Origin of the sequence: Natronolimnobius sp. AArcel1 (assembly GCF_011043775.1) — an archaeon.
Taxonomy (GTDB): Archaea; Halobacteriota; Halobacteria; order Halobacteriales; family Natrialbaceae; genus Natronolimnobius.
Genome location: NZ_JAAKXY010000004.1, coordinates 427,101 through 449,938, shown reverse-complemented (window position 1 = coordinate 449,938; position 22,838 = coordinate 427,101). Strand labels below are relative to the sequence as shown.

The 22,838-nt window shown below is 60.2% G+C and carries 25 protein-coding genes and 1 pseudogene; 17 read left to right on the top strand and 9 right to left on the bottom strand.

The features are described from left to right. Window positions 1-19: 19 nt before the first annotated feature. Window positions 20-1,372, bottom strand: a complete 1,353-nt coding sequence (locus tag G6M89_RS14590) for a hypothetical protein (protein WP_165162552.1) — start codon at window positions 1,370-1,372, stop codon at window positions 20-22. Window positions 1,373-1,551: 179 nt separating this feature from the next. Between G6M89_RS14590 and G6M89_RS14585 the strand changes: the two genes are divergently transcribed. Together G6M89_RS14585 and G6M89_RS14580 are read left to right on the top strand one after the other, a co-directional pair. Further along, window positions 1,552-2,838: a hypothetical protein gene (locus G6M89_RS14585; protein WP_165162551.1), complete on the top strand. Its 1,287-nt coding sequence runs from the start codon at window positions 1,552-1,554 to the stop codon at window positions 2,836-2,838. Window positions 2,839-3,045: 207 nt separating this feature from the next. Next, window positions 3,046-3,492: a type IV pilin N-terminal domain-containing protein gene (locus G6M89_RS14580; RefSeq protein ID WP_165162550.1), complete on the top strand. Its 447-nt coding sequence runs from the start codon at window positions 3,046-3,048 to the stop codon at window positions 3,490-3,492. Between the two features lie 20 nt (window positions 3,493-3,512). Here G6M89_RS14580 and G6M89_RS14575 read toward each other — a convergent pair whose 3' ends face one another. Next, window positions 3,513-4,136: a methyltransferase domain-containing protein gene (locus G6M89_RS14575; protein ID WP_165162549.1), complete on the bottom strand. Its 624-nt coding sequence runs from the start codon at window positions 4,134-4,136 to the stop codon at window positions 3,513-3,515. 172 nt (window positions 4,137-4,308) lie between these two features. Between G6M89_RS14575 and ahaH the strand changes: the two genes are divergently transcribed. The 8 genes from ahaH to G6M89_RS14535 are packed head-to-tail and all read left to right on the top strand — an operon-like array spanning window position 4,309 to window position 12,314. After that, on the top strand, window positions 4,309-4,641 hold the full coding sequence (gene ahaH / locus G6M89_RS14570; RefSeq protein ID WP_165162548.1) for an ATP synthase archaeal subunit H: 333 nt from the start codon (window positions 4,309-4,311) through the stop codon (window positions 4,639-4,641). Then, window positions 4,628-6,871 carry a V-type ATP synthase subunit I gene (locus G6M89_RS14565; RefSeq protein ID WP_165162547.1) on the top strand — a complete coding sequence of 748 codons (2,244 nt, stop codon included), beginning with the start codon at window positions 4,628-4,630 and terminating at the stop codon, window positions 6,869-6,871. Before ahaH ends, G6M89_RS14565 begins: the two co-directional genes overlap by 14 nt. Before the next feature lie 2 nt (window positions 6,872-6,873). After that, window positions 6,874-7,134 (top strand): hypothetical protein, encoded by a 261-nt coding sequence (locus tag G6M89_RS14560; protein WP_165162546.1) that lies wholly within the window; start codon window positions 6,874-6,876, stop codon window positions 7,132-7,134. A 23-nt stretch (window positions 7,135-7,157) separates the two neighbouring features. Beyond that, window positions 7,158-7,739 carry a V-type ATP synthase subunit E gene (locus G6M89_RS14555; protein WP_165162545.1) on the top strand — a complete coding sequence of 194 codons (582 nt, stop codon included), beginning with the start codon at window positions 7,158-7,160 and terminating at the stop codon, window positions 7,737-7,739. Then, window positions 7,736-8,788: a V-type ATP synthase subunit C gene (locus G6M89_RS14550; protein ID WP_165162544.1), complete on the top strand. Its 1,053-nt coding sequence runs from the start codon at window positions 7,736-7,738 to the stop codon at window positions 8,786-8,788. Before G6M89_RS14555 ends, G6M89_RS14550 begins: the two co-directional genes overlap by 4 nt. After that, complete coding sequence (locus G6M89_RS14545; RefSeq protein ID WP_165162543.1) at window positions 8,785-9,120, top strand: V-type ATP synthase subunit F; 336 nt, start codon at window positions 8,785-8,787, stop codon at window positions 9,118-9,120. Before G6M89_RS14550 ends, G6M89_RS14545 begins: the two co-directional genes overlap by 4 nt. Before the next feature lie 3 nt (window positions 9,121-9,123). Next, window positions 9,124-10,887 carry an ATP synthase subunit A gene (locus tag G6M89_RS14540; protein WP_165162542.1) on the top strand — a complete coding sequence of 588 codons (1,764 nt, stop codon included), beginning with the start codon at window positions 9,124-9,126 and terminating at the stop codon, window positions 10,885-10,887. A gap of 2 nt (window positions 10,888-10,889) precedes the next feature. Then, a complete protein-coding gene (locus G6M89_RS14535) occupies window positions 10,890-12,314 on the top strand; it encodes an ATP synthase subunit B (protein ID WP_165162541.1) in 1,425 nt (474 codons plus the stop codon). A gap of 129 nt (window positions 12,315-12,443) precedes the next feature. Here G6M89_RS14535 and G6M89_RS14530 read toward each other — a convergent pair whose 3' ends face one another. After that, window positions 12,444-12,806, bottom strand: coding sequence for a hypothetical protein (locus tag G6M89_RS14530; protein ID WP_165162540.1), 363 nt, complete (start codon window positions 12,804-12,806; stop codon window positions 12,444-12,446). 318 nt (window positions 12,807-13,124) lie between these two features. Between G6M89_RS14530 and G6M89_RS14525 the strand changes: the two are divergent. The 4 genes and pseudogenes from G6M89_RS14525 to G6M89_RS14510 form a co-directional block, all read left to right on the top strand. Then, window positions 13,125-13,334, top strand: a pseudogene (locus G6M89_RS14525) (V-type ATP synthase subunit B); the annotation flags it as partial. A gap of 116 nt (window positions 13,335-13,450) precedes the next feature. After that, window positions 13,451-14,200 carry a GIDE domain-containing protein gene (locus tag G6M89_RS14520; RefSeq protein WP_165162539.1) on the top strand — a complete coding sequence of 250 codons (750 nt, stop codon included), beginning with the start codon at window positions 13,451-13,453 and terminating at the stop codon, window positions 14,198-14,200. A 93-nt stretch (window positions 14,201-14,293) separates the two neighbouring features. After that, complete coding sequence (locus tag G6M89_RS14515; protein WP_165162538.1) at window positions 14,294-15,031, top strand: V-type ATP synthase subunit D; 738 nt, start codon at window positions 14,294-14,296, stop codon at window positions 15,029-15,031. Window positions 15,032-15,096: 65 nt separating this feature from the next. Then, window positions 15,097-15,495, top strand: coding sequence for a DUF6276 family protein (locus tag G6M89_RS14510; RefSeq protein ID WP_165162537.1), 399 nt, complete (start codon window positions 15,097-15,099; stop codon window positions 15,493-15,495). Window positions 15,496-15,534: 39 nt separating this feature from the next. On the opposite strand, the gene G6M89_RS14505 is transcribed toward G6M89_RS14510, so the two are convergent. The 5 genes from G6M89_RS14505 to G6M89_RS14485 all read right to left on the bottom strand — a co-directional run bounded on the left by G6M89_RS14505 (window position 15,535) and on the right by G6M89_RS14485 (window position 18,149). After that, a complete protein-coding gene (locus tag G6M89_RS14505) occupies window positions 15,535-15,954 on the bottom strand; it encodes a DUF5811 family protein (protein WP_165162536.1) in 420 nt (139 codons plus the stop codon). A 70-nt stretch (window positions 15,955-16,024) separates the two neighbouring features. Continuing rightward, complete coding sequence (locus G6M89_RS14500) at window positions 16,025-16,516, bottom strand: pyruvoyl-dependent arginine decarboxylase (protein WP_206335563.1); 492 nt, start codon at window positions 16,514-16,516, stop codon at window positions 16,025-16,027. A gap of 56 nt (window positions 16,517-16,572) precedes the next feature. After that, the gene (locus tag G6M89_RS14495) at window positions 16,573-16,815 is read right to left on the bottom strand and encodes a hypothetical protein (RefSeq protein WP_165162535.1); all 243 of its coding nucleotides are present in this window, start codon (window positions 16,813-16,815) and stop codon (window positions 16,573-16,575) included. 60 nt (window positions 16,816-16,875) lie between these two features. After that, on the bottom strand, window positions 16,876-17,736 hold the full coding sequence (truA, locus tag G6M89_RS14490) for a tRNA pseudouridine(38-40) synthase TruA (protein WP_165162534.1): 861 nt from the start codon (window positions 17,734-17,736) through the stop codon (window positions 16,876-16,878). 74 nt (window positions 17,737-17,810) lie between these two features. Further along, window positions 17,811-18,149, bottom strand: coding sequence for a carboxymuconolactone decarboxylase family protein (locus tag G6M89_RS14485; protein WP_165162533.1), 339 nt, complete (start codon window positions 18,147-18,149; stop codon window positions 17,811-17,813). Window positions 18,150-18,257: 108 nt separating this feature from the next. Here G6M89_RS14485 and G6M89_RS14480 point away from each other — a divergent pair, with 108 nt between their 5' ends. Both G6M89_RS14480 and G6M89_RS14475 read left to right on the top strand, forming a co-directional pair. Continuing rightward, complete coding sequence (locus G6M89_RS14480; protein WP_165162532.1) at window positions 18,258-19,214, top strand: nucleoside hydrolase; 957 nt, start codon at window positions 18,258-18,260, stop codon at window positions 19,212-19,214. Between the two features lie 99 nt (window positions 19,215-19,313). Next, window positions 19,314-19,820, top strand: coding sequence for a DedA family protein (locus G6M89_RS14475; protein ID WP_165162531.1), 507 nt, complete (start codon window positions 19,314-19,316; stop codon window positions 19,818-19,820). Between the two features lie 10 nt (window positions 19,821-19,830). On the opposite strand, the gene G6M89_RS14470 is transcribed toward G6M89_RS14475, so the two are convergent. After that, a complete protein-coding gene (locus G6M89_RS14470; RefSeq protein WP_165162530.1) occupies window positions 19,831-21,180 on the bottom strand; it encodes a sulfatase in 1,350 nt (449 codons plus the stop codon). A 159-nt stretch (window positions 21,181-21,339) separates the two neighbouring features. Between G6M89_RS14470 and G6M89_RS14465 the strand changes: the two genes are divergently transcribed. Then, window positions 21,340-22,833, top strand: a complete 1,494-nt coding sequence (locus G6M89_RS14465) for a sulfatase (protein ID WP_165162529.1) — start codon at window positions 21,340-21,342, stop codon at window positions 22,831-22,833. The last annotated feature ends 5 nt before the right edge of the window (window positions 22,834-22,838 follow it).

Here is a 22,838-nt window from a genome sequence, read left to right as displayed (position 1 = left end):
AACCGGTCGCAAGAAGCAACTACTCGACTTCCGTCGGATCAACTTCGGGAAGCGTGATGAGGTTTTCGCGCCCGATACGGAGCTTCTCGATTTTACCGTCGTCGTCCATCTGGGAGAGCAGTTGTGAGACTTTGGCGTTCGACCAGCCGGTTTCGTTGACGATTGTCGCCTGTTTCATGCGTCCACCATTGCGTTTGAGCATCCGATGAACACGCTCTTCGTCGCTCAGGAGTTCAGGATCGATTTCCTCCTCTTCCTCAAAGGCGATTTGTGTTCCGTCGTCGCTCTCACCTGTCGGTGCCGGTGCAGGCTCGTCTGGCGGTCGGTGTACGTCTCGAGGCGGCTCAGTCTCGTCGGTAGCGCTACCAGTCCCAAGTCGCCGCCTCAGTGTCGAAGGGAGTGCTGCAACGACCGGGCCCATGAACTGTGAGACTGGCGCCGTGTCGCCGTTGGCTAGGTCCTCATCGCGCCGCGTCATAACGACGTAGCCCACTGCGACGGCGGCTAGTGCAAGCAGTCCCGCCCCAATTCCCCACCCTGAGAAGGCAATCGCAAGGATCGTCTGACCCAGCCCACCACCGGGACCACGAACGAAGACAATTGCGAGTTCATCGTCATCGAACTCGTGTGGGCCGTCCCACTCGAGTTGGGTTGGCGTTTCGAGGGCGTAGGTGTCGGGATAGTCGATAACAAGGTGTTGGCCCTCGAGCAGTCGCTCGAACATCGGTTCGTCGGGTTCGTGGAAGGTATCGCCGACGTGGATTCGGTCGGTATCGGCCTGGGCGAAGTTCGTCCAGGTAAAGGAGTAGGAGATGACACCGATTTGGTGGTCGTCTGCGTCGGTATCGTCATCTGCCGGTGACTCTATCTGTGGCTCGTTCCAATGCGGACTTTCGATCGTCATCGAGCGGTCTGTTGCTTGCTCGGCATCGGCGGCGAACGAGCGGAAGAGTTGGACATCAGAGTCGTAACTCACCTCACGTTCACCGGCGGCAACGGCGTTGCTCCACTCGGTAAAGTCCTCGACGTCGTCGTCGCTCAGGTTGTATCGAGTTTCGACTGTCCACTCGGCGTTGCCACTGTCGCTGACGTTGATGCGTATAACCTGCTCGCGGTCAGCGGGTTCGAACGGGGTTGCAGTCTCCTGAACTGTGGGCTGCGTCGCGGCTGGTGTTGTCGCGGTTGTCGAAGATACCGCCGGCTGTGAAGCCTCATACGAGGTCAATGCTGGCTGGTCGGCCGCCGGCGTGGAGATCGATCCAGCGCTGGCCGGATCCGTTGGCGACGCCGCCGGTGACGCAGCCACCGCCCCAATCATGGAGGTAGCGAGGAGGGCCGTCAGGGCGAGTGTAATCGCGGTGGATAACCGCATGCGTATAAACGCGTGGTTTCCCGGGGGAAAAAACACTTTCCATCGGAAAATAAAATGTTATCGGCGGGTATAAACGCTCTCGAGACGCGAGCAAACGCTGTTGGCGCCCGAATTGACGTGAATCTGCTCGAAAAACGTGTGCGACCCGCTTTTATATCAGGAGCCCATACTGTGGTCCGATGAACAGCGCGGCCCCCGTGTTCCTCGCGTTGCTTCTCATCTGCTCGCTGCCCGCATTCACCCTCGTTGCGGCCGATTCAACCGGTTTCCATGGCGAGCAGGGTGAGAACCAACAGGCGACTGCCCTCCAGCAGAACCCCTCCACGTCGACGCTTTCTGCACAGGAGCAACCAACGTCATCGCCAACGACTGCTGAGAATACGACGAACCGTCTCGAGTTGCCGGAACCAATTCGGAACGAACACGTCGAGTACCGCTCCGGAATCGGAATGGAGTTAGCCCAGACAGACACGCAACTTCGGTCCGATGCGGATCAGTACCTCCTCGTTGACCGCGAATTCGAGCAAGCAGATGACGATGCTCGAGAGGACATGATCGAACACGCCCAAGATAGGCTCGAAGAGCGCGTCGAGGAACTCGAGCAACGGGAACGAGATGCCGTTCGCGAACACGCAGACGGTGACCGCTCGAATACTGAACTGATCGAGACATTGTTCCGAAATACCCACGAAGCAGAGGCGATCATTGACGGCTACGACGAGTTAGCAGAACGAGCCGATCAGGTATCTGGCTATACGATTACGAATCAACAGGATCGAGCGAATACGGTCATCCCAGAACTACATCAGTCTCAACTTCGAGAGAATATGGATGGTGCAAGCGATGGTGCGACCGGTTCCGAGCCAAGTCAGGTCCAGGTTCGGACTGCTGAAAACGGATACAGTCTGCTGATGATTGATGGAGACGACGTGCTCATAGAGACAAAACGGTTTGATAACCGTGATGTCGACTCCTCAGATGACCTCCAGGGAGAATCGTTGTTCGACATCGCAAGCGAGCACTATCCATGGGCGGCTGAAAATGCCGGTGGCAGCAGGGGATCACAATCGTATACACTTGCGCAATTATACTCAGTCGAATACGATATCAATAACAACAACATCGAGGTCTTCTTTGATGGCGGAACGGGTGATGTCTACCACGAGTATCAGGAACTCACGCTCTCGGAACTTCCCGTCACCGAGCAGTACGAGTGGACCTCCGGCGGCCTCGAGATGACGCTCAACGAGACACCGCTTAACGGCCCAAGCGAAATCACAGTCCGTGAGTCCTCGAGCGGTGAGCCACAGGCGGCAACAGTCTCGGTCAACGGCGTCGAAGTCGGTGAGGGTGACGCCGACGATGGAACGCTCTGGTACGTGCCCTCGACTGATGAGTACGAACTGTCGATCGAAACGTCGACGAGAAGTACGAATACCACTGTTTCGAACGGCTCGGACGAATAGCAGTTGTTTACGTTCTGGTGGTGACTCTCGTGTTCGTGTCCAAGCTTGAGTTCGAACAGAACGCATTGCAACCCCATGGAAACTCCTATTTCTCGGTAGTAGGGCTGTAATTTATAAACAAAAGCGAACCCAGACCGGGGTGTGACGGACACCGATGGTTCACCTCGAGTACGCCACTCACTGAGATGGTCTGCAAACCATCGCGGCGTGAGCCCGGTTATCGGGACGATTGCACTGCTCGCGATTACGGTCTGTCTCGTTGCCGTGGTCGCGGTCGGGTTCTCGACGTGGTCCGTCTCGGAGCCGACGACTGCCGCGTTCGACCTCAGCGCTGATGGAGACACTAGCACACTGGTGATCGAACACACTGCGGGCGATTCGATCGATGTGCGGGAGCTTTCGGTGACTGTGACGATCAACGATACGCCGCTTTCGTCGCAGCCGTCAGTTCCATCCGCTGGAAAGGAGGGCTACTACGGGTTTCCGGATGGGCCGTTCAACGAACAGGCAGATCCGAACTGGCACGCGGGCGAGCGCGCCGAACTGACGATTGCGAGTACGAACAGTCCGACACTCGAGTCAGGCGATGTAGTCACTGTTCGGCTCGTTGTCGATGAGACGGTAATCGCGACGCTCGAGACGGAGGCAACCTGAAGAAAGTGACTCGAGTAGCGCTATTCGGGTGCGCGCCCGATTGTTGTAATTGCGACCTCAGGTTCGTAGGATGGTCCCTGGAACAGGTGCTTGACGTCGTCGAAGCCAGCGCGTTTGAACATCGCGTCTGCTTCGTACTCGTCGTAAAAGAGCATGATTGAGTCCGCGAGGTGTTGTGCGATGACGTTGTCGGGGTAGTTCGGGCCGACGACCAGTACCTGCCCACCGGGTTTGAGCACGCGGCGGAACTCTCGCAGTGCGAGGATTGGATTTGGCCAGTACTCGATCGATCCCGAGGACCAGACGATATCGAACGTATCCGTGGCGAACGGAAGGCGTTCGGCATCGCCGCGGTGGAAGTGGACCGGCGGCGCGCGCTTGCCAAATTTCGCGTAGGCCTGCTCGAGTTGGTGTTCGCTCTGGTCGAGCGCGTACACTTCGTCGACGTGCTCGAGGAGGCCTTCGGTTGCGAAGCCGGTGCCACAGCCGACATCCAAGACGGTCATATCCTCTTCAATCTCGAGCAGCGAGAGCGCTTCGCTGCGCATCTGCTCGTTCCAGATGAAGGGATTGACCTGGTCGTAAACCTTCGAGAGGTACTTGTAGAACAGCCGAGCCCGGGCTTTGTTCTCGAGGATTCCCATTGGTTGGTGTTTCGATGCGAGCGGGATATGTCTGCTGTTCCGGCGCTGGCACGAGCTGGTTGGTTGTATGGCGGTGGTAATCACGTGCTACTGTGTCGACGCCTGTCTGGGAGTCGGGTGGGTTTCGCAACTACCATATACGCGCTCTATCAAACGTTCGGTTGCTTAGAGTATGCCGAGGCCAGAGGTTCTCGAACGAATACAGTCGGCGGAGGATGAAGCCGATGAAATCGTCGCAACGGCGGAACAGGAGCGCGACGAGCGAATAGCCGAGGCCCGGAAACGAGCCGAGGAGATTCGTTCGGAAGCGCACCAAGAGGCACAGGAACGCAAACAGCGCCGCCTCGAGGAGGCGCGCGATGAAATCGACCAGGAGTGCGAAGCGGTCCTCGAAGAGGGCGAAGGCGAACGGGAGGCCCTTGCGTCGCAGGCGCAGGACCGAATCGACGAGGTGACAGACCACGTCGTCGACCTGTTCCAGGAGGACGTCCATGCTCAGACCTGAGCAGATGAGCAAGGTCTCGGTGACCGGTTCCAAGGCAGTTATGCCGACGGTCATCGAGGCGATCCACGACCTGAACTTGGTCCATCTCTCCGATTACGATGGCACCTGGGACGGATTCGACAACGGCAACCCGATCGAAGGAGCAGACGACGTCTCCGAAAAACTGGTGACCGTTCGTGCACTCGAAAGCACGCTCGGTCTCTCAGAAGGCGACGTCACTCCACAGTCAGGTCCGCTCGGAGACGACTGGGAACAGCGACTTGAGGACATTCGAACGCAGATCAACGACCTCGACGATCAGCGCAGCGATGTCCGCGAGGACCTGCGTCAGGTCGACGAGCGCATCGACCGCGTCGCCCCCTTTGCGGAACTGGGGATCGAACTCGACTTGCTTTCGGGGTATGAGTCGGTCGATGTCCTCGTCGGCGAGGGGTCGACGAACGCCGTCGAAACGGCACTCGCCGCAGACGAGAACGTCCGTGCGTTCGAGACGTTCACTGGCGGCGACGTCGTCGCCATCGTCGCTGCGCCTGCCGAAGGCGCTGGCGAGGGTATCATCGACGACGCACTCGTCGGCGTTGAATTCCAGCGCCACGAGATTCCCGAGACCGACCGCGGCCCGCGGGCCTACGTCGGCGAACTCGAGGATCAAAAGCGCGACCTCGAGACCCGAATCGACGAGATCGACGGGGAACTCGAGCGACTGAAACAGGAGGCAGGACCGTTCTTGCTTCGTGTCGAAGAGGACCTCTCGGTCGAGGCCCAGATCACGGATGCGCCCCTGCAGTTTGCAACGACGAATCGGGCGTTCATCGCCGAAGGCTGGCTCCCGAGCGAGGAGTACGAAAAGCTCGCTTCGGCGCTGCGTGAGGCCGTCGGCGAGAGTGTCGAAATCGAAGAACTCGAGCGGGCGAGCTACGACCGACACGGCTCGACCCATACCGAGGATATCGCACAGGGGACCCAGAAGGCAAAAGCCGACGACGAAGGCGAGGGTCCCGATGCAGAAGAGGATAGCCAGCAGCAAAAGGCCGTCACCGATGGCGGCTCTGCGGTCACCATGGGCGACGAACCGCCGACGATCCAGAACAACCCGAAGGGTGCAAAGTCCTTTGAGGCGCTGGTCAACGCGGTCAATCGACCCAAATACACCGAACTCGATCCGACGATTTTCCTGTTCCTGACGTTCCCACTGTTCTTCGGCTTCATGATCAGTGACGTCGGGTACGGACTGCTGTACGTACTGGTCGGATTCTACATGTTCCAGAGCTTCGAAAGCCCTGGAATCTCGAGTCTTGGCGGCGTTGCGATGTGGTGTGGAGCGTTCACGATCTTCTTCGGCATCCTGTTCGGAGAGTTCTTCGGCCTCCACGAACTCGGCTACATGCTCTTTGGCGAGGGCGGCGCGCCGATGGGAGACAAGGGTCTCTCGCCAGCGACATCTGACTTCGTCTACGCATGGCTGATCATCGCCGTCTTGCTCGGTGTGCTCCATCTGAATATGGGGTGGATCATCGACTTCGCAGAGAACATCCTGCACGGTCACGGCCTCTGGGGAGCGATTACCCACAGTGGCTCGTGGCTCCTGATGCTCAACGGTATCTGGATCTGGGTGTTCTCGGCACAGGGCGCTGGCACCAAGCCAGAATGGATCTACACGACCTTCGACGGCGAGCCGTTCGCACTCGGATTTAGCGGCTTCCCGTTGATGGACGTGTTCACTATCCCGGCTGGTATCGCTCTCATCGGCGGACTCGATATTACGCTTCCGCTGTTGATGATCGTCGCTGGCCTCATCCTGCTTGGTCTCGGTGACCCTGCAGAACTCGCAGAGTTCGTGATGCCGTTCGCACACGTCGTCTCGTATGCACGGATCACGGCCGTATTGCTCGCCAAGGGTGGGATGGCGTTCGTCGTCAACCTACTCGCCTTCGGTGCCGTCCAGACCGAAGAAGGCTCACGCCCCTTCATCGCCCCATGGACTGGCTACACACCGGCTGACGGAGAGGTCATGTTCGAAGGCCTCTTCCACATGGGCCCAGCTGCCTTCGTTGCCGGTATTCTCGTCCTGATCGTTGGCCACATTGTAGTCTTGCTACTTGGTATCACAAGTGCCGGATTACAGGGTATCAGGCTCGAGTACGTCGAGTTCTTTGGGAAGTTTTATGAAGGCGGTGGCAAGAACTACGAACCGTTCGGAACCGATCGAAACCACAGTGAGGATCAATAACAATGGAACTTGCACTTGCGGAAATGGTAAATGGCGTACTGAACAATGGTGAAGTGAACGAAGCACCCTTCCTCGAGGGTGACGCTGCGTCCGCTCTGGCCGTCGGTCTGGCTGCAATCGCAGCAGGCTATGCAGAGCGCGGTATCGGTGCAGCCGCAATCGGCGCAATCGCCGAGGACGACGATCTGTTCGTTCCAGGCCTGATCATGACCGTCCTTCCTGAGACGATTGTGATTCTGGCGCTGGTCGTTGTCTTCGTCTAGACACCACCCCCTTTCTCTCACCAATGAGTTTGGACACAGTCGTCGAAGACATCAGAGAAGAGGCCCACGCGCGTGCGGAGGACATCCGCGACGACGCCGAGTCTCGCGCTACCGAGATCGAATCGGCCGCCGAGGAGGATGCCGAGGAGATTCTCGCCGACGCCGAGCGTGAGGTCGAGCGCGAGGTCGAGCAGTTGCGCGAACAGCGCCTCTCCAGTGCCAAACTGGAGGCGAAACAAAAGCGTCTGGAGGCCCGACGGGACGTCCTCGGTGACGTTCGCGAGCAAGTCGAGTCAGAACTCGTCGACCTCGAGGGCGAGACTCGCGAGGAACTGACTCGCGATCTTCTCGAGGCTGCACGCGTCGAGTTCGACGAGGGAGATGACGTCAGCGTCTATGGTCGTGCGGACGACCAAGAGCTGCTCGAGTCGATCCTTGCCGACTACGACGGCTACGAGTACGCCGGCGAGTACGACTGCCTTGGCGGCGTCGTCGTCGAGAGTGACCAGTCTCGCGTCCGAGTCAACAACACGTTCGACTCGGTGCTCGAGGACGTCTGGGAAGACAACCTTCAGGAGATCAGTAACAGACTCTTCGAGCAATGAGCCTAGGTGCCTCGAACACGGAATACGTCAATGCTCGCGTTCGGTCACGACGAGCCAAGCTGTTCAGTGACGAAGATTATCGGAAGCTGGTCCGGATGGGGCCAAGCGGTATCGCCCGGTTCATGGAAGAGTCGGAGTACGAACGCGAGATCAACGAGCTCGGGGCACGCTTTTCGGGAGTCGATCTGATCGAGTACGCGTTGAACCGAAACCTCGCGAAGAACTTCCAGGAACTGCTCGAGTGGTCCGAGGGTCGCATCTACGACCTGATCAGTCGTTACCTGCGGAAATTCGACGTCTGGAATCTAAAGACGATCATCCGCGGGATCTACACCGACACGCCAGCTGAGGAGATCAGGACGGACCTGATCATGGCCGGCGAACTCGATGACGTAACGATTGATCGACTGCTCGAGGTCGACGAGATCGAGGATGCAATCGAAGTTCTCGCAGACACGATCTACTACGACCCACTCTCGGCCGAACTCGAGGCGTTCGCCGAAACCGGGACGCTCGTCCCGCTCGAGAACGCCCTCGACCGAGAGTTTTACGAGCACTTGCTCGACGATCTCGGCCGGCCTCGAGAAGGGCCACAGGCGAAGTACGTCGAGTTCCTGCAGGCTGAAATCGACTTCCGGAACGCACGGAACGCCCTTCGACTCGCTCGAAGCGGTGCCGACCTCGATCCGGCGAGTTACTACATTGAGGGCGGCGTGTTGTTCGACGGGTCAGAGCTCAGCCAGCTCGTCACCGATTACGACGATCTCGTCGATCACATCGCGGATAACAAACGCTACGGCGACCGACTCTCGGGAGCACTCCGTCGGCTGCGTGAGGCTGACAGCCTTATCCAGTTCGAGCACGCACTAGACGCTGCGTTGCTCCAGTACGCCGACACGCTCTCGAGCATTTATCCGGTCTCGGTCTCGGCCGTGCTGTCGTACATCCTCGCGAAAGAACGCGAGGTCGAGAACATCCGCGCCATCGCACGCGGTCGCGAGGTCGGACTCTCCGAAAGCGAGATCGAAGAGGAGCTGGTGATCCTATGAGTCAGGAAATCGCAGTCGTTGGCAGTCCCGAGTTTACGACCGGCTTCCGACTCGCGGGCGTTCGCCGCTCCGAGAACGTGCCGGACGACGAGAAGGAAGCGGAGTTAGACGACGCCGTCACCGAGGTCTTGGAAGACGACGGCGTCGGCATCGTCGTCATGCACGACGAAGACCTCGAGTATCTCTCGCGAGGCGTTCGCCAGAACGTCGAGACGAGTGTCGAGCCGGTCGTCGTCACTATCGGTAGCGGTACTGGTGGCGGCGGACTGCGCGACCAGATCAAGCGAGCGATCGGTATCGACCTTATGGACGAAGACGAGGAAGACAGCTAAACTATGAGCCAGGCAGAACAACCTGAGACCGTCGACGAAGACGGTGTAATCGAAAGCGTGAGTGGTCCGGTTGTGACCGCCACGGACCTCGACGCCCGGATGAACGACGTCGTCTACGTCGGCGACGAAGGGCTGATGGGCGAGGTCATCGAGATCGAAGGGAACCTGACCACGATTCAGGTGTACGAAGAGACCTCCGGCGTCGGCCCGGGCGAACCCGTCCAGAACACGGGCGAACCGCTCAGTGTCGACCTCGGACCGGGCATGATGGACTCCATCTACGACGGCGTCCAGCGCCCACTCGACGTCCTCGAGGACAAGATGGGGACCGCATTCCTCGACCGTGGGGTCGACGCCCCCGGTATCGACCTCGAGAAGGAGTGGGAGTTCGAACCGGAAGTCTCTGAAGGCGATGTCGTCGAACCCGGCGACGTCGTCGGTGTCGTCGAGGAGACGGTCACCATTGACCACAAAGTGATGGTCCCGCCGGATTACGAGGGCGGAGAGGTCACGTCGGTCAAGAGTGGTGCCTTCAACGTCGAAGAGACGATCGCGGAACTCGACAACGGCGAAGAGATCCAGATGCACCAGGAGTGGCCGGTCCGTCAGGCCCGACCCGCTGGTGACAAGGAGACCCCAACTGAGCCGCTCGTCACCGGACAGCGCGTTCAGGATGGTCTCTTCCCGCTCGCAAAGGGCGGGACGGCAGCGATTCCCGGTCCGTTCGGCTCCGGGAAGACCGTCACGCAGCAGCAACTCGCGAAATGGTCCGACGCGGACATCGTCGTCTACATCGGCTGCGGTGAGCGTGGCAACGAGATGACTGAGGTCATTGAGGACTTCCCAGAGCTGCCCGACCCACAGACCGGGAACCCGCTGATGGCCCGGACCTGCCTCATCGCGAACACGTCGAATATGCCCGTCGCAGCGCGTGAATCCTGTATCTACACGGGAATCACGATTGCAGAGTACTACCGCGACATGGGCTACGACGTTGCACTCATGGCTGACTCCACCTCCCGATGGGCAGAGGCCATGCGTGAAATCTCGAGCCGACTCGAGGAGATGCCCGGCGAAGAGGGCTATCCAGCATATCTCGCCGCGTCGCTCTCGGAGTTCTACGAGCGCGCCGGCAAGTTCCAGCTGATCAATGGCGGCGAAGGATCGATTTCGGTCGTCGGCGCAGTCTCGCCACCGGGCGGGGACTTCTCCGAGCCAGTCACCCAGAACACGCTGCGTATCGTCAAGACCTTCTGGGCGTTGGATGCCGACCTCGCCGAGCGTCGACATTTCCCATCGATTAACTGGAACGAATCGTACTCGCTGTACAAGGACCAGCTTGACCCGTGGTGGGAAGGCAACGTCGCGGGCGATTGGTCCGACGTGCGACAGTGGGCCGTCGACGTGCTCGACGAGGAGGACGAACTCCAAGAGATCGTCCAGCTCGTCGGCAAGGACGCCCTGCCGGAAGACCAGCAGCTCACGCTCGAGGTAGCTCGCTACCTCCGTGAGGCCTGGCTTCAGCAGAACGCGCTCCACGACGTCGACACCTACTGTGAACCCGATAAGACCTACCGGATGCTGACCGCGATCAAGACGTTCAACGACGAAGCCTTCGACGCGCTCGAGGCTGGCGTCCCGGTCGAGGAGATCCAGAGTGTCGATGCGGCACCGCGGCTCAACCGGATGGGAACGGCCGAGGAGTACGACGAGTTCATCGACGAGGTCGAAGCGCAGCTCCAAGAACAACTGCGAGCACTGTACTAACGATGAAAGAATACCAAACGATTACGGAAGTCAGCGGTCCACTGGTGTTCGCCGAAGTCGACGAGCCCGTCGGATACGACGAGATCGTCGAAATCGAGACGCCACAGGGTGATACCCTGCGTGGGCAGGTGCTGGAATCGAGTGACGGACTCGTTGCGATTCAGGTGTTCGAGGGGACAAGCGGGATCGACCGCAACGCCTCCGTTCGGTTCCTGGGCGAGACGATGAAGATGCCCGTCACTGAGGACCTGCTCGGTCGCGTTCTCGACGGTTCCGGGAACCCAATCGACGGCGGCCCAGAAATCGTCCCCGACGAGCGACAAGACATCGTCGGCGAAGCGATTAACCCCTACTCGCGTGAGTACCCAGAGGAGTTCATCCAGACCGGTGTCTCTGCCATCGACGGCATGAACACGCTGGTTCGTGGCCAGAAGCTGCCGATCTTCTCGGCATCGGGTCTGCCACACAACGAACTCGCACTGCAGATCGCTCGTCAGGCAACCGTGCCTGAAGAAGAAGACGGCGACGACGATGAGGGATCGGAGTTCGCAGTCGTCTTCGGTGCGATGGGGATTACCGCAGAAGAGGCAAACGAGTTCATGGACGACTTCGAGCGCACGGGCGCACTCGAGCGCTCGGTCGTCTTCATGAACCTCGCGGACGACCCGGCAGTCGAGCGCCAGGTCACGCCGCGACTGGCCCTGACGACCGCAGAGTACCTCGCCTTCGAGAAGGATTACCACGTGCTGGTTATCCTGACGGACATGACCAACTACTGTGAGGCACTCCGAGAGATTGGTGCCGCACGTGAGGAGGTCCCGGGCCGACGTGGCTACCCCGGATACATGTACACTGACCTGGCACAGCTCTACGAGCGTGCCGGTCGAATCGAAGGGCGCGAGGGCTCGGTGACACAGGTGCCGATCCTGACGATGCCCGGCGACGACGACACGCACCCGATTCCTGACCTGACTGGCTACATTACGGAAGGCCAGATCATGATGGATCGTGACCTGAACAGCCAGGGTGTCGAGCCACCGATCAACGTCTCACCAAGCCTCTCGCGGCTGATGGACGACGGGATCGGCGAGGGCCTCACCCGCGAGGACCACGGCGACGTGGCCGACCAGCTGTTCGCGGCCTACGCAGAGGGGAAAGACCTGCGTGACCTCGTGAACATTGTCGGTCGTGAAGCACTCAGCGAACGGGACAACAAGTTCCTCGACTTCGCAGACCGCTTCGAGGCCGAGTTCGTCCAGCAGGGCTACAACACCAACCGAACCATCGAGGAAACCCTCGAGATTGGCTGGGACCTGCTGTCGGCACTCCCGAAAACGGAACTCAACCGTATCGACGAAGACCTCATCGAAGAGCACTACCGCGAAGACGAAGCCGGTGAGGAAGCCGAAGCCGTTTCGGCCGACTAATCCGGCGTCTTTTCGGGTTCTTCTCTCTCGCGTTTTACATGGTCACAGAGCGTTCTGTCTTCGCTTACTGCTACTCCAAATTGTGAGTAGGTCGGGACCCTCGACTTCGATCCACGACAGTGCCATCGGTCAGTGGCTCTGGTCGAAGTCAATGTACAACGCGTCGCTCTCAGGTTGGGTTCGAATTTCGACGAAGAGGTGATCGTCCTGGTCGTCGTCCTCGAGTGCGGGGTAAAAGTAATACGAGTCGCTGACAGCGGGGTTTGCCTTGAGTTCAACGTTGACGATGAATCGGTCGGTCTCGAGGAGTTGATCTTCCTCGACGCTGGTCGAGACGTCGTCGTCCGGCGCCGGGAGTTCGTACGATGTTGCTATTGCGACCGATTCCTGGTAGGTTGATGCGTCCCGGTAGAGCACCTCGATTGCGACCTCGTGTGAGTTGTCGGTGAAATTCACGACTGTCAGCGAGAGAAAATTAGTTTCCGATAACACGTCGCTGCAACCAGCAAGGAACGCAGTACTAGATATTCCACTAAGTGCGAGGACGCTCCTTCTGGTGGGGTACATTCGAATTATCACAGACGTTCAGGCAAAATAAATGCTTCCCTATGGCGAATTAATGCTGGTGCTGCCAGTATTTTACTTCATCTATATAATAGTGTGAACTCCGCCAGGAGGAGTAGAAAAAAGACCGAATGATTGGGCACAGGTGGCCCAAAACCCACTCGACAACAAGACTATCATACGACGACTCTCAGACAATGGCAACCAGAAAACAGCACTGGCGGGTTACGATGTCCACGGAGAGGTCTCGAATTCGCAGACCGCTTCGAGGCCGAGTTCGTCCAGCAGGGCTACAACACCAACCGAATCATCAAAGAAACACTCGAGATTGGCTGGGATCTGCTGTCGGCACTGCCGAAAACGGAACTCAACCGTATCGACGAAGCGCTCATCGAAGAGCACTACCGCGAAGACGTTGGCGAGGGCGCAGCCGCTGAACCCGCCCAGGCCGACTAACTGCCCGCTGTCGGCGTTTCTTTTATTTTTCTCGAGTAGAGTAGACTCGCTGTTCAGTATTTCTCTAGCTAGAAACAGGACAGAACATAATTATAGCTGGAAACAAGCTACCCAGCATGGATCTGGTAACTGTACTGATCGGTCTCGTGATCGGCGGTCTCGGCATTGCCGGCATCGGCTATGGCTCGGTTTCGCTTCGTCGCTGGCGAGAACTCGGCGAACAGGAACCAGTCGCGATCAATCAGGCAGTCGCCGCCGATGGACTCGTCGAAATCGAGGGGACAGTTCGACCCCACGACTCGAGCGAGGAGTCGCCACTCTTTGGTCAGGAGTGTGTCGCCTACGACTACAAAATCGAGAAGCGTCGGCGTAGCTCGAACAAAAATTCGGGCTCGAGTTGGCGGACGATTGACTCTGGTGAGGGGCGTCGGCCGTTCGTGATCGAAGACGAGTCGGGGACGGCGTACGTCGACCCCGATGGGGCGTCGCTCTCGCTCGAGAAAGAGCGAACACGCAAGACGAACGCGGCTGGCGATCCGGTGCCGGACGATAGCACGTGGAATTTCAATATGTCGCTGAACATCCCCGGAATGGGTGGGGTCGGTCTGAACAACAAGCGCTACACGGAGAAACGCCTCGACGTTGGCGGGCACTGCTACGCTGTCGGGACTGCACACCGGCCGCAAGCTGGGGTCGACGCAGAGGTGACAATTGACGGCGAGGGTGCCTCAACGTTCCTGCTCTCGGATGCGACGGAAAGCGAAACCCGACGTCGGCTGCTATTGCGTGGCGCGGGATACACGCTGGGTGGGCTTCTGGCCGTGGGTGTTGGCGTCCCGATTCTCGGTGCGGAGTTTCTCTACTAGTCACTCGAGAGTGGTCCCTACTACGTTGACCCTCTTCAGACGTGACTGAAACTGTAAACAGTTATCCGACTGGGAGCGCAACCTCCCCTCAAGATGGCCAAGGACGTCAAGCCCACCCGCAAGAACCTAATGGAGATCGAGGATCGGATCGAACTCTCCGAGCGGGGGCACGGGACACTCGAGAAGAAACGGGACGGGCTGATCATGGAATTCATGGACATCCTGGACAAGGCCCAGGACGTTCGTGGCGACCTCGCAGACGACTATCAGGACGCCCAGAAGAAGATCAACATGGCGCGTGCCATGGAGGGCGACGTCGCCGTTCGCGGGGCCGCTGCAGCACTGCAGGAACACCCCGAGATCACGACTGAATCGAAGAACATCATGGGCGTCGTCGTCCCACAGATCGAATCCTCACGCGTCTCGAAGAGCCTCGATGAGCGTGGCTACGGGATCATGGGGACCTCGGCTCGGATCGACGAAGCCGCGGAAGCCTACGAGGACCTCCTCGAGAGCATTATCCTCGCCGCAGAGGTCGAGACGGCGATGAAGAAGATGCTTCGCGAGATCGAGACTACGAAACGCCGCGTCAACGCACTCGAGTTCAAGGTCCTTCCAGACCTCTACGAGGGCCAGGAGTACATCGAGCAGAAACTTGAGGAACAGGAACGCGAGGAGACGTTCCGTCTGAAGAAGATCAAAGAGAAGAAAGAACAGGAAGAGAAAGAAGCGCGTCAAGCAGAGGAAGAAGCCGAGGCGGCAGCTGACGGGGACGACCTCGAGGACGTCCAGCCGGATACGTCGGCTCAGTCACCGGCAGCGAATCAGTAACGCCGCGCGCCGAATTTGGGGGACGTAACGCGTATCTTGTTGGTACTGCCGACCATACTACTGCTATGACCAGTTCGTGTGCCAGTTGCGACGCACCGACGATTCCGTTTGCGCTGCCTGCGGAGTATCGGAGCCACGTTCCTGACGATGCTGCGAGCATCTGTACCCGATGTCTTTCGCACGAGGCTGCTGCCGAGCGCCACGCCTCAGATGAACCTGACTTTTCGCGCATCAGCGACGCCTTCCCGACGCGCCTCGAGCGGGCGATCCCACTCGCGCTCGCACTCGGCTTGTGTTCCTCGGTGGCGACGAATCGAGAGGCAATCGAATCACTCCTGCGGGCGGTCGAACGGGCGGGAGCGGATCCGTTACTGGTGATTGATCATCTCTGTGCGGACCCGGAGATTGAGCCAGCAATCGACCTTGAGCGTCGACAGCACCAACTCGAGCAGTTACTGTACTGAGACGGGGGAAGAGATGTGACCTCGAGCGGGTGGGCCGAGTTATCGAGCCGTTGGCGTCACGTTGTTGCCGATGGCCTGTTTGACCTGCAGGGCGGCGCTTGCGGCGAGTCCACGGGCAACTTCGCTGCGTTCGTCGGGTGCGATAACGCCGTCGGTGAGGTCAGGTGTGTCGCTCTCGGAGTCACCGTCGTCAAGATTTGGGGTAAAGCCGGCGCTGACGGCGTGGCCGATTGGTGGGCGGACCGCGACGGTCACCTGCGGGCCGGTGGCACCGGTTGAGATTTCGGAATCGACAATGTACTCGTTCGGGAGGAACTCACGTGTCTGTGCGGCGATGCGGGACACGTCTCGATGGAGGAGTCGCTTTTCATCCTTCGAGAGGTTCGGAACGTCCGCCGCGGCACGCTTCCCAGCAGCTGTCTCCCCTGGTATCCCTGCGTACGGCGTATTTCCGTTCATGAGAAATGCGTACCGCTATCAAAGTGCCGACGGGTCAAAAGCGTTCGCCTTCAGACAATCACCGCAGCAATTAGATGATTGGGTCGCTATCGCCGTATACTGCCAGTACGAGTGCCGTCGTGTAGGTACCCGACTCAGCGCGATTGCTCTCGACGCAGACTCGAGGCTCGGTGAACTCCCAGTCTCGAAGCTCTTGACCGGCGGCCAGTCCCTCGCGAACGCGGCGCTCGACATCCTCGCGGTCCATCTCGCCGGCGGTCTCGTAGAACAGGCCAGGGCCGTCGTCGACGGACTGCGACCAGGCCAGTGCTGCGCTAGCGCGACCGGGTCCGGCGGTGGTGGCTCGTGCTTCGACGACGGTGAGTCGCTCGCCTGCGGGGCCGAGATCAGGTGCGGTGCCGACGGCCTCGACGTCGGTGTCCGCCGGAATAACCGAGGAAACCGACACGAGATTGTAGTTTTCGACACCGGCCGCTGCCAGTGCGGTGTCGTATGATGACATCGCCGTGGGACCGGACCCAGTTCCCCAGACGACACGGATCATGTCCGAACTCGAGGTCATAGTCGCCCTCGGAGATGCGTGGCGTAAGGCGTTGCGATTCAGTTGTCGGTGTCGTCTCAGCCGCGCATCTCAGCGTCGACTGCGGTTCTGACGACGCGAGAAACACCGAGCACCGTGATGAACGATCCTGCGAGGACGAGCGCGACGAGCAAGAACACCCCGAACGCGGTTGCACCGACGTTCCCGTAGCCAAACAGCGGCGCGGTCGCCGTTTGTCCGATCATGATGACGAGTAGTCCTGCTGCGATCCGAAACGAGGCCCGCCAGTACGCACCGTACTCCTCCGGCGACAGTTCCATGCTCGCTCGTGTGAAGCCTGCCGTGAAAAACGCTTGTACACGACCGCCTACAGCGGGACCTCATTCGAGGGCGTCTCCATCATGCTCGTTCGCGTCGCCATCGATTCCCGATTCGATATGGCTGGCCACTCGAGCCGCGGTCTGGCGCTCGAGTCGGCGTGTCTCGAAGACCTTCTGGGCGCTGTCGGCCGCGTCCGGATCGACCGCAAACTCGAGGTCGGGATAGTCGACGCCGGTCAGGACAAGTGGCTCCGGCGGTGCGGGGGCGATTCCCTCATGCCCAGGCAGCGGGTCGGGGTCAAGCGCGCGCTCGAGTGTTTCGAGGGTCGCCCTGCCAGTCCCAACATCGTGGGCGAGTGAGACCAGTTGGCGCACGAGTTCGCGGGCGAAGCCACCGGCGGTGACGGTGAGGACGAGATAGTGGCCATCGCGGACCGCCTCGAGCGTTGGCGCGCGCTCGGTGTTGTGATTGTCCGGCGTGAGGTTGTGGAAATCGTGCGGGCCGGAGAGTGCGTCGCAGGCCGCAGCGAATCGGTTGTCGTCCACGGTGGTTTCGGGCGCGTACAGGTAGTAGGTGTACGTCCGCCGGCTCGCGTGATGCGTTGCGTGGAAGTCATTGGGCGCGTCCGCGCTCGCCCACGCGCGAACGTCGGCTGGGAGGGTGCTGTTCAGCGCATGCGGCGTGAGCCAGTCGGGAGCCTCGAGCGTAATCGTCTGGGCGAGTGCCGAGACACCGGCGTCGGTTCGCCCTGCTGCAGCGTAGCCGGCGGGTTTGGCGGCGTCGGGTGCGAGCACCTCGAGACCACGGAGCGCGTCGAAAATGGAATCTTCGACGGTGGGAACGTCGGGCTGGCGCTGGAAGCCGTAGTAGCCGGTGCCGTCGTAGGCGACCCGGAACGCGTGCAGTGAACTGGACGACATCGGTCAGTCTCTGGGCTGCCTACGCGAAACACCGTGTTAGGGGCGTCGAACTCGCCCTCGAGCGAGTCGGACTCCTATTCTTCCTCGGTGATGTCCGTAATCCAGCTGAGTGCGGCCATCGCCTGGGGAAAGCCAGCCGTTGGAATCGCGAGGACGGCGACCTGGCGCAGCGTTTCGGGCGGAACGTCCTCCTCGAGTGCGCGTCTGGTGTGGGAGTGGACGGCGCCCTCGGACTGGGCGGCGACGGCCATCCCGAGTTTGACGAGCCGTTTCGTCTCGTCGTCAATCGGCCCGGACTCAGCACAGGCCTCGCCGAGGTCGGCGTAGGCGTCCCAGACGTCGGGATACTCCTCAGCGAGTGTCCCAGCAGTTGCGGGCAGTTCGGTCGCGGGATCCTCGAGTTCGTCTGCCATAGCGTTCACTGTGTCATCATGAACGCTGGTAAGCGTTTGTCCGAACACATTTGACGCGTCGCTGCCGTCTCCCGGCGTTTTATGCGTCCAGCTGCCCCACGACACGGTATGACACGACCGGTGTTGATCGATACGGACCCCGGCTGTGACGACGCGGTTGCGATACTCCTGGCACTCGAGCACCCTGCACTCGAGGTGGTGGGGCTCACGACTGCCCACGGGAACGCGCCTGTTTCCGAGACGACGGCAAACGCTCGGGGTATCCTCGAGTTCGTCGACCGAGCAGATGTCCCGATTGCCGTCGGCGCTGATCGACCACAGAACGTCTCCCTCGAGACGGCCGAGCACATCCACGGCGAGGGTGGCATCCGCGGCGGGGTGCCGGAGCCGACGGCGGCGACCGACCCGGTCGACACCCACGCCGCGCAGTTCATCGTCGAGCAGGCCCACGAACACGCCGGCGACCTCGTGCTGGCGGCGATTGCGCCACTCACGAACGTCGCGCTGGCACACGCCCTCGAGCCGGACCTCCCCGAGTTGCTCGACGAACTCATCATCATGGGCGGGGCGGCGTTCGCTCAGGGCAACGTCACCCCACTGGCGGAGGCAAACTTCCACTCCGACCCCCACGCGGCCCACCGAGTCGTTGGAGAGTGTGAGCCGACGATTGTCGGCCTCGACGTGACGGCAAACGCAACGTTCCCGCCTGACCGCCTCGAGGCACTCTCGCGGGACGACCCACTTGGTCGCTCAATCGCCGAGTGGCTCACCTACTACGACGACGCCACGCTCGAGCGCTACGGCATCGAGTCGGCGGCGATTCACGACGCTCTTGTGATCGCGGAACTGATCGACGAGGATGTCCTCGAGACGGCAGAGTATCCGCTGACGGTCGGCACCGACGGTGACCTCGCGCGTGGCGCGCTCGTTCCGGACGCCCGTGGAAGTACTGACACACCGGTCAACGGCACGGTTGCACTCGAGGCCGACTACGACCGGTTCCGAACAATTCTGGGCGACTCGCTCGAGCGACTCCTCGAGTCGGGAGACGCGCGACCGACGTGATTAAATGATGGTTTGTTGAGTTTTTCTGACAGACCGCGGAACTCAAATACTCCGGCCGGTAACGTCACGTACGAGTACGGCCACCACTCTCTGGAAATAATGTTCAGCTCGCTTACTGATCTTGGCTTTTCCCTGCTGGTCACGTTCGACCTCCCAGCGCTGTTCGCGCTGTTCGTCCTGAAAGGGGCGATCATTGGAAAGCCGTTTCCGACGTCGGTCTTTCTACCGGGGTATATCGCGGTGTCACCCTCCCAGGAGTCAATCTGGCTCGTTATCCTCGTTGCCTCAATCGGCTACGTCAGCGGTCAGCTTGTCATTTATTGGCTGGCCGCAACCCGCGGCGTCGACGTCATCCACGCGATTCCGCGTGTCTCAATCAGTGACGAGCAACTCGAGCAGGCAAATGACGTGTTCAAACGCTACAGCGGGGCGGGCATTTTCGTGACGAATTTGGTGCCCTATGTTGGGAGTTTCGTGATGATCCCAGCGGGAATCGCGCGCTACTCGATTCGACGGGCAACCGTGTATGCGTTCACCTCGACGCTGTTGAACTACGTCGCAATCGTCTGGATTGTCTTTGGGTCGCTGGAGTTGCTTCTTCCGTAGACCACTCGCGTCAGACCTCATTCTGCAGCTGAATCTCGTCCCAATCGTCAGGCAGAACCGGTCCCTCGAGTAGCGGATCGTCCGTCGACTCCATCCACTCGAGCAAGTCCGCTCGCAATCGGTCACGCGCAGTCTTGGCTGGCGAATCCTCGAGGTCGCCATCCGCAAGCAGATTCTCCTTCTCGAGCGGGTCCGCCTCGAGATCGTACAGTTCCTCGTAGGGCCGTTGCTCGCCGTAACTCGTTTTTCGGACCTCGTTGCCGGCGGCGCTGCAGAAGATGTCTCTCGTGAGGTAGACGTCGGGGAGGTGCCAGAAGTTGCGGACGTACTTCCAGCGGTCAGTTCGAATCGCTCGCATCGGGTTGTACCGGTCGTGCCAGGTCATGCCAGCAAAAATTCGGTCGCGGAACTCCTCGACGTCGTCCTCGAGCAGCGGGAGAAAGCTCTGGCCAGCGAGTTCAGTCTCGGGGTGAGGAGCGTCAGCGACCTCGAGCAACGTTGCGAAGACGTCAACGTTGCTCACGAGGTCATCGACGACCGTCGGCTCAATTGTACCGGGATGTGACCACAGCAAGACGCCGCCAATTCCCTGGTCCGAGCAACAGCCTTTCGCCCGCGGCATCGCGAGCCCGTGTTCGGTCGTAAAGACGACCAGCGTGTCTTCGGTCAGTCCGGCCGACTCGAGTGCGTCGGTGATGGTTCCGACGCCGTCGTCGATTGCACTGAGCATGCCGTGTATTTCGGCGATATCGGACCGAATCCCGGGTTCGTCGGGTAAGAACGGAAGTGGTTCGACATCCTCGGGGTTGGGCGCGCCGTAGCGCTCGCCCTCGAAGCCGAAGTCACCGTTTTCCTCGACACGGTGGAGTTCGAAGAAGCCGACAGAGGCGAAGAACGGATCGTCGTGGTCACCATCCTCGAGCATTGTGGCGAACTCGTCGGCGACCTCGCGTGCACGGGCGGACTCGTGGACAGACGGCGGCGCATCAGCCGTCAGCGGCTCGTCGGAGTGCATCTGGTTGTAGCCGAGTCGGTCGGGGTACTCGGTAATATGCTGAAGCCCGAAAAGGTGCGTGTCGTAGCCTGCCTCACGCAATAGTTCCGGGAGCACCTGCTCGTCGTCGTGCAGTTCCCAGTTGCCGTGTGCGAGTCCGAGCATGCCGTTTTGATGAGGGTGACGTCCCGTCATCAGGCTCGAGCGACTCGGCGAACACTGCGGTGCGGTCACGAAGTGGCGGTCGAATCGAACGCCGCTGTCGGCGAGGGCGTCAACCTGTGGCGTCTCGACCGCACTGTCATAGCACCCCAGATACTTTCCAAGGTCGTGACAATGCACCAGAACGATGTTCGGGTTGTCCATGGGGTGTCTTTGCGTGACACTCGAGTAAGCGTTCGGACTGATATTGCCACGCAAGTATTCAGCGACCGTGAGAGTCTACATGAGCGTGTAAGATGTAATATGGCCCCGGCATATTCGGGGCTGATGACCTTCCCTCGGAGCGGCGGAGGTAGTATCGTTATGGCTGAGTCTAACGGACGTGAATCACCCTCACATTCGACTGTTCGGAACGTCGTTCTCGTCGTTCTCGATACTGCGCGGGCGAAAAGCGTCGGGCCGGAAACAACGCCAACGTTCACCTCTCTCGCGGCGGAGGGGACAACCTTCGAGAACGCCTTCGCGACTGCACCGTGGACGCTTCCCTCTCACGCCTCGATGTTTACCGGACTCTACCCGTCCGACCACGGCACCCACGGCGACAGTTTCTCGCTGAACCCTGACCTTCGAACCCTCCCCGAGGCGTTTGCGGCCAACGGCTATCAGACACTCGGCATCTCGAACAACACCTGGATCACCGAGGAGTTCGGCTTTCACCGCGGCTTCGACGACTTGCGCAAGGGCTGGCAGTACGTCCAGTCCGACGCCGACATGGGCGCGGTCGTCCGCGGCGAAGACCTCCGCGAGAAACTCGAGGCAACCCGAACACATCTGTTCGACGGCAACCCGGTCGTCAACGCAGCCAACATCCTCTACAGCGAACTGTTCCAACCCGCGGGTGACGATGGCTCGGATCGGGCCACATCCTGGATTGACAACTGGCTCCAGACTCGAGCCGACGAGCGTCCCTTTTTCCTGTTCTGTAACTTTATCGAACCTCACGTCGAGTACGATCCGCCGCGGGAGTACGCCGAGGAATTCCTGCCCCAGGACGCAAGCTACGAGGAGGCAACGGCGATCAGGCAAGACCCACGCGCGTACGATTGCCGGGACTATGACCTCTCGGAAGCCGAATTCAACATGCTCCGTGGACTCTACCGGGCGGAACTCGCCTACGTCGACGACCAACTCGCGGCTCTCCGGTCGGCACTCGAGGAGGCAGGCGAGTGGGAGGACACGCTGTTCATCGTCTGTGGCGACCACGGCGAACACATCGGCGAACACGGCTTCTTCGGGCACCAGTACAACCTCTATGACACGCTGACCAACGTTCCGCTCGTCCTCCACGGGGGGCCATTTACCGGCGGCGGCCGCTCCCGTGACCTCGTGCAACTGCTCGACCTTCCCACGACGCTGCTCGACTCTGCGGGAATCGACGATTCATCCCTCCGCGAGCAGCAGGCGGGTCAGTCGCTCCATCCCGATTCGGACGCCGACTCACGTGAGGCCGTCTTCTCGGAGTACGTCGCCCCACAGCCCTCTATCGACCGCCTCGAGGCCCGATTCGGCGATATTCCGGACCGCGTCCGCGAGTACGACCGGCGGTTGCGCGCCGTCCGAACGCAGGAGTACAAATACGTCTGCGGCGACGACGGTTTCGAGCGCCTGCACCACCTCGAGACCGATCCGATGGAACGGACGGACGTAAGCGAGGCGGAACCGGAGCAGGTACAAGCGATGCGCGACCGACTCGAGGAGCGCTTCGAGCCGTTCGGCACGTCTACAGCAATGACAGCGGATGAGACGCCGATGCGAGACGGAACGAAAGAGCGACTGGCGGATCTGGGCTATCTCTAGGCTGG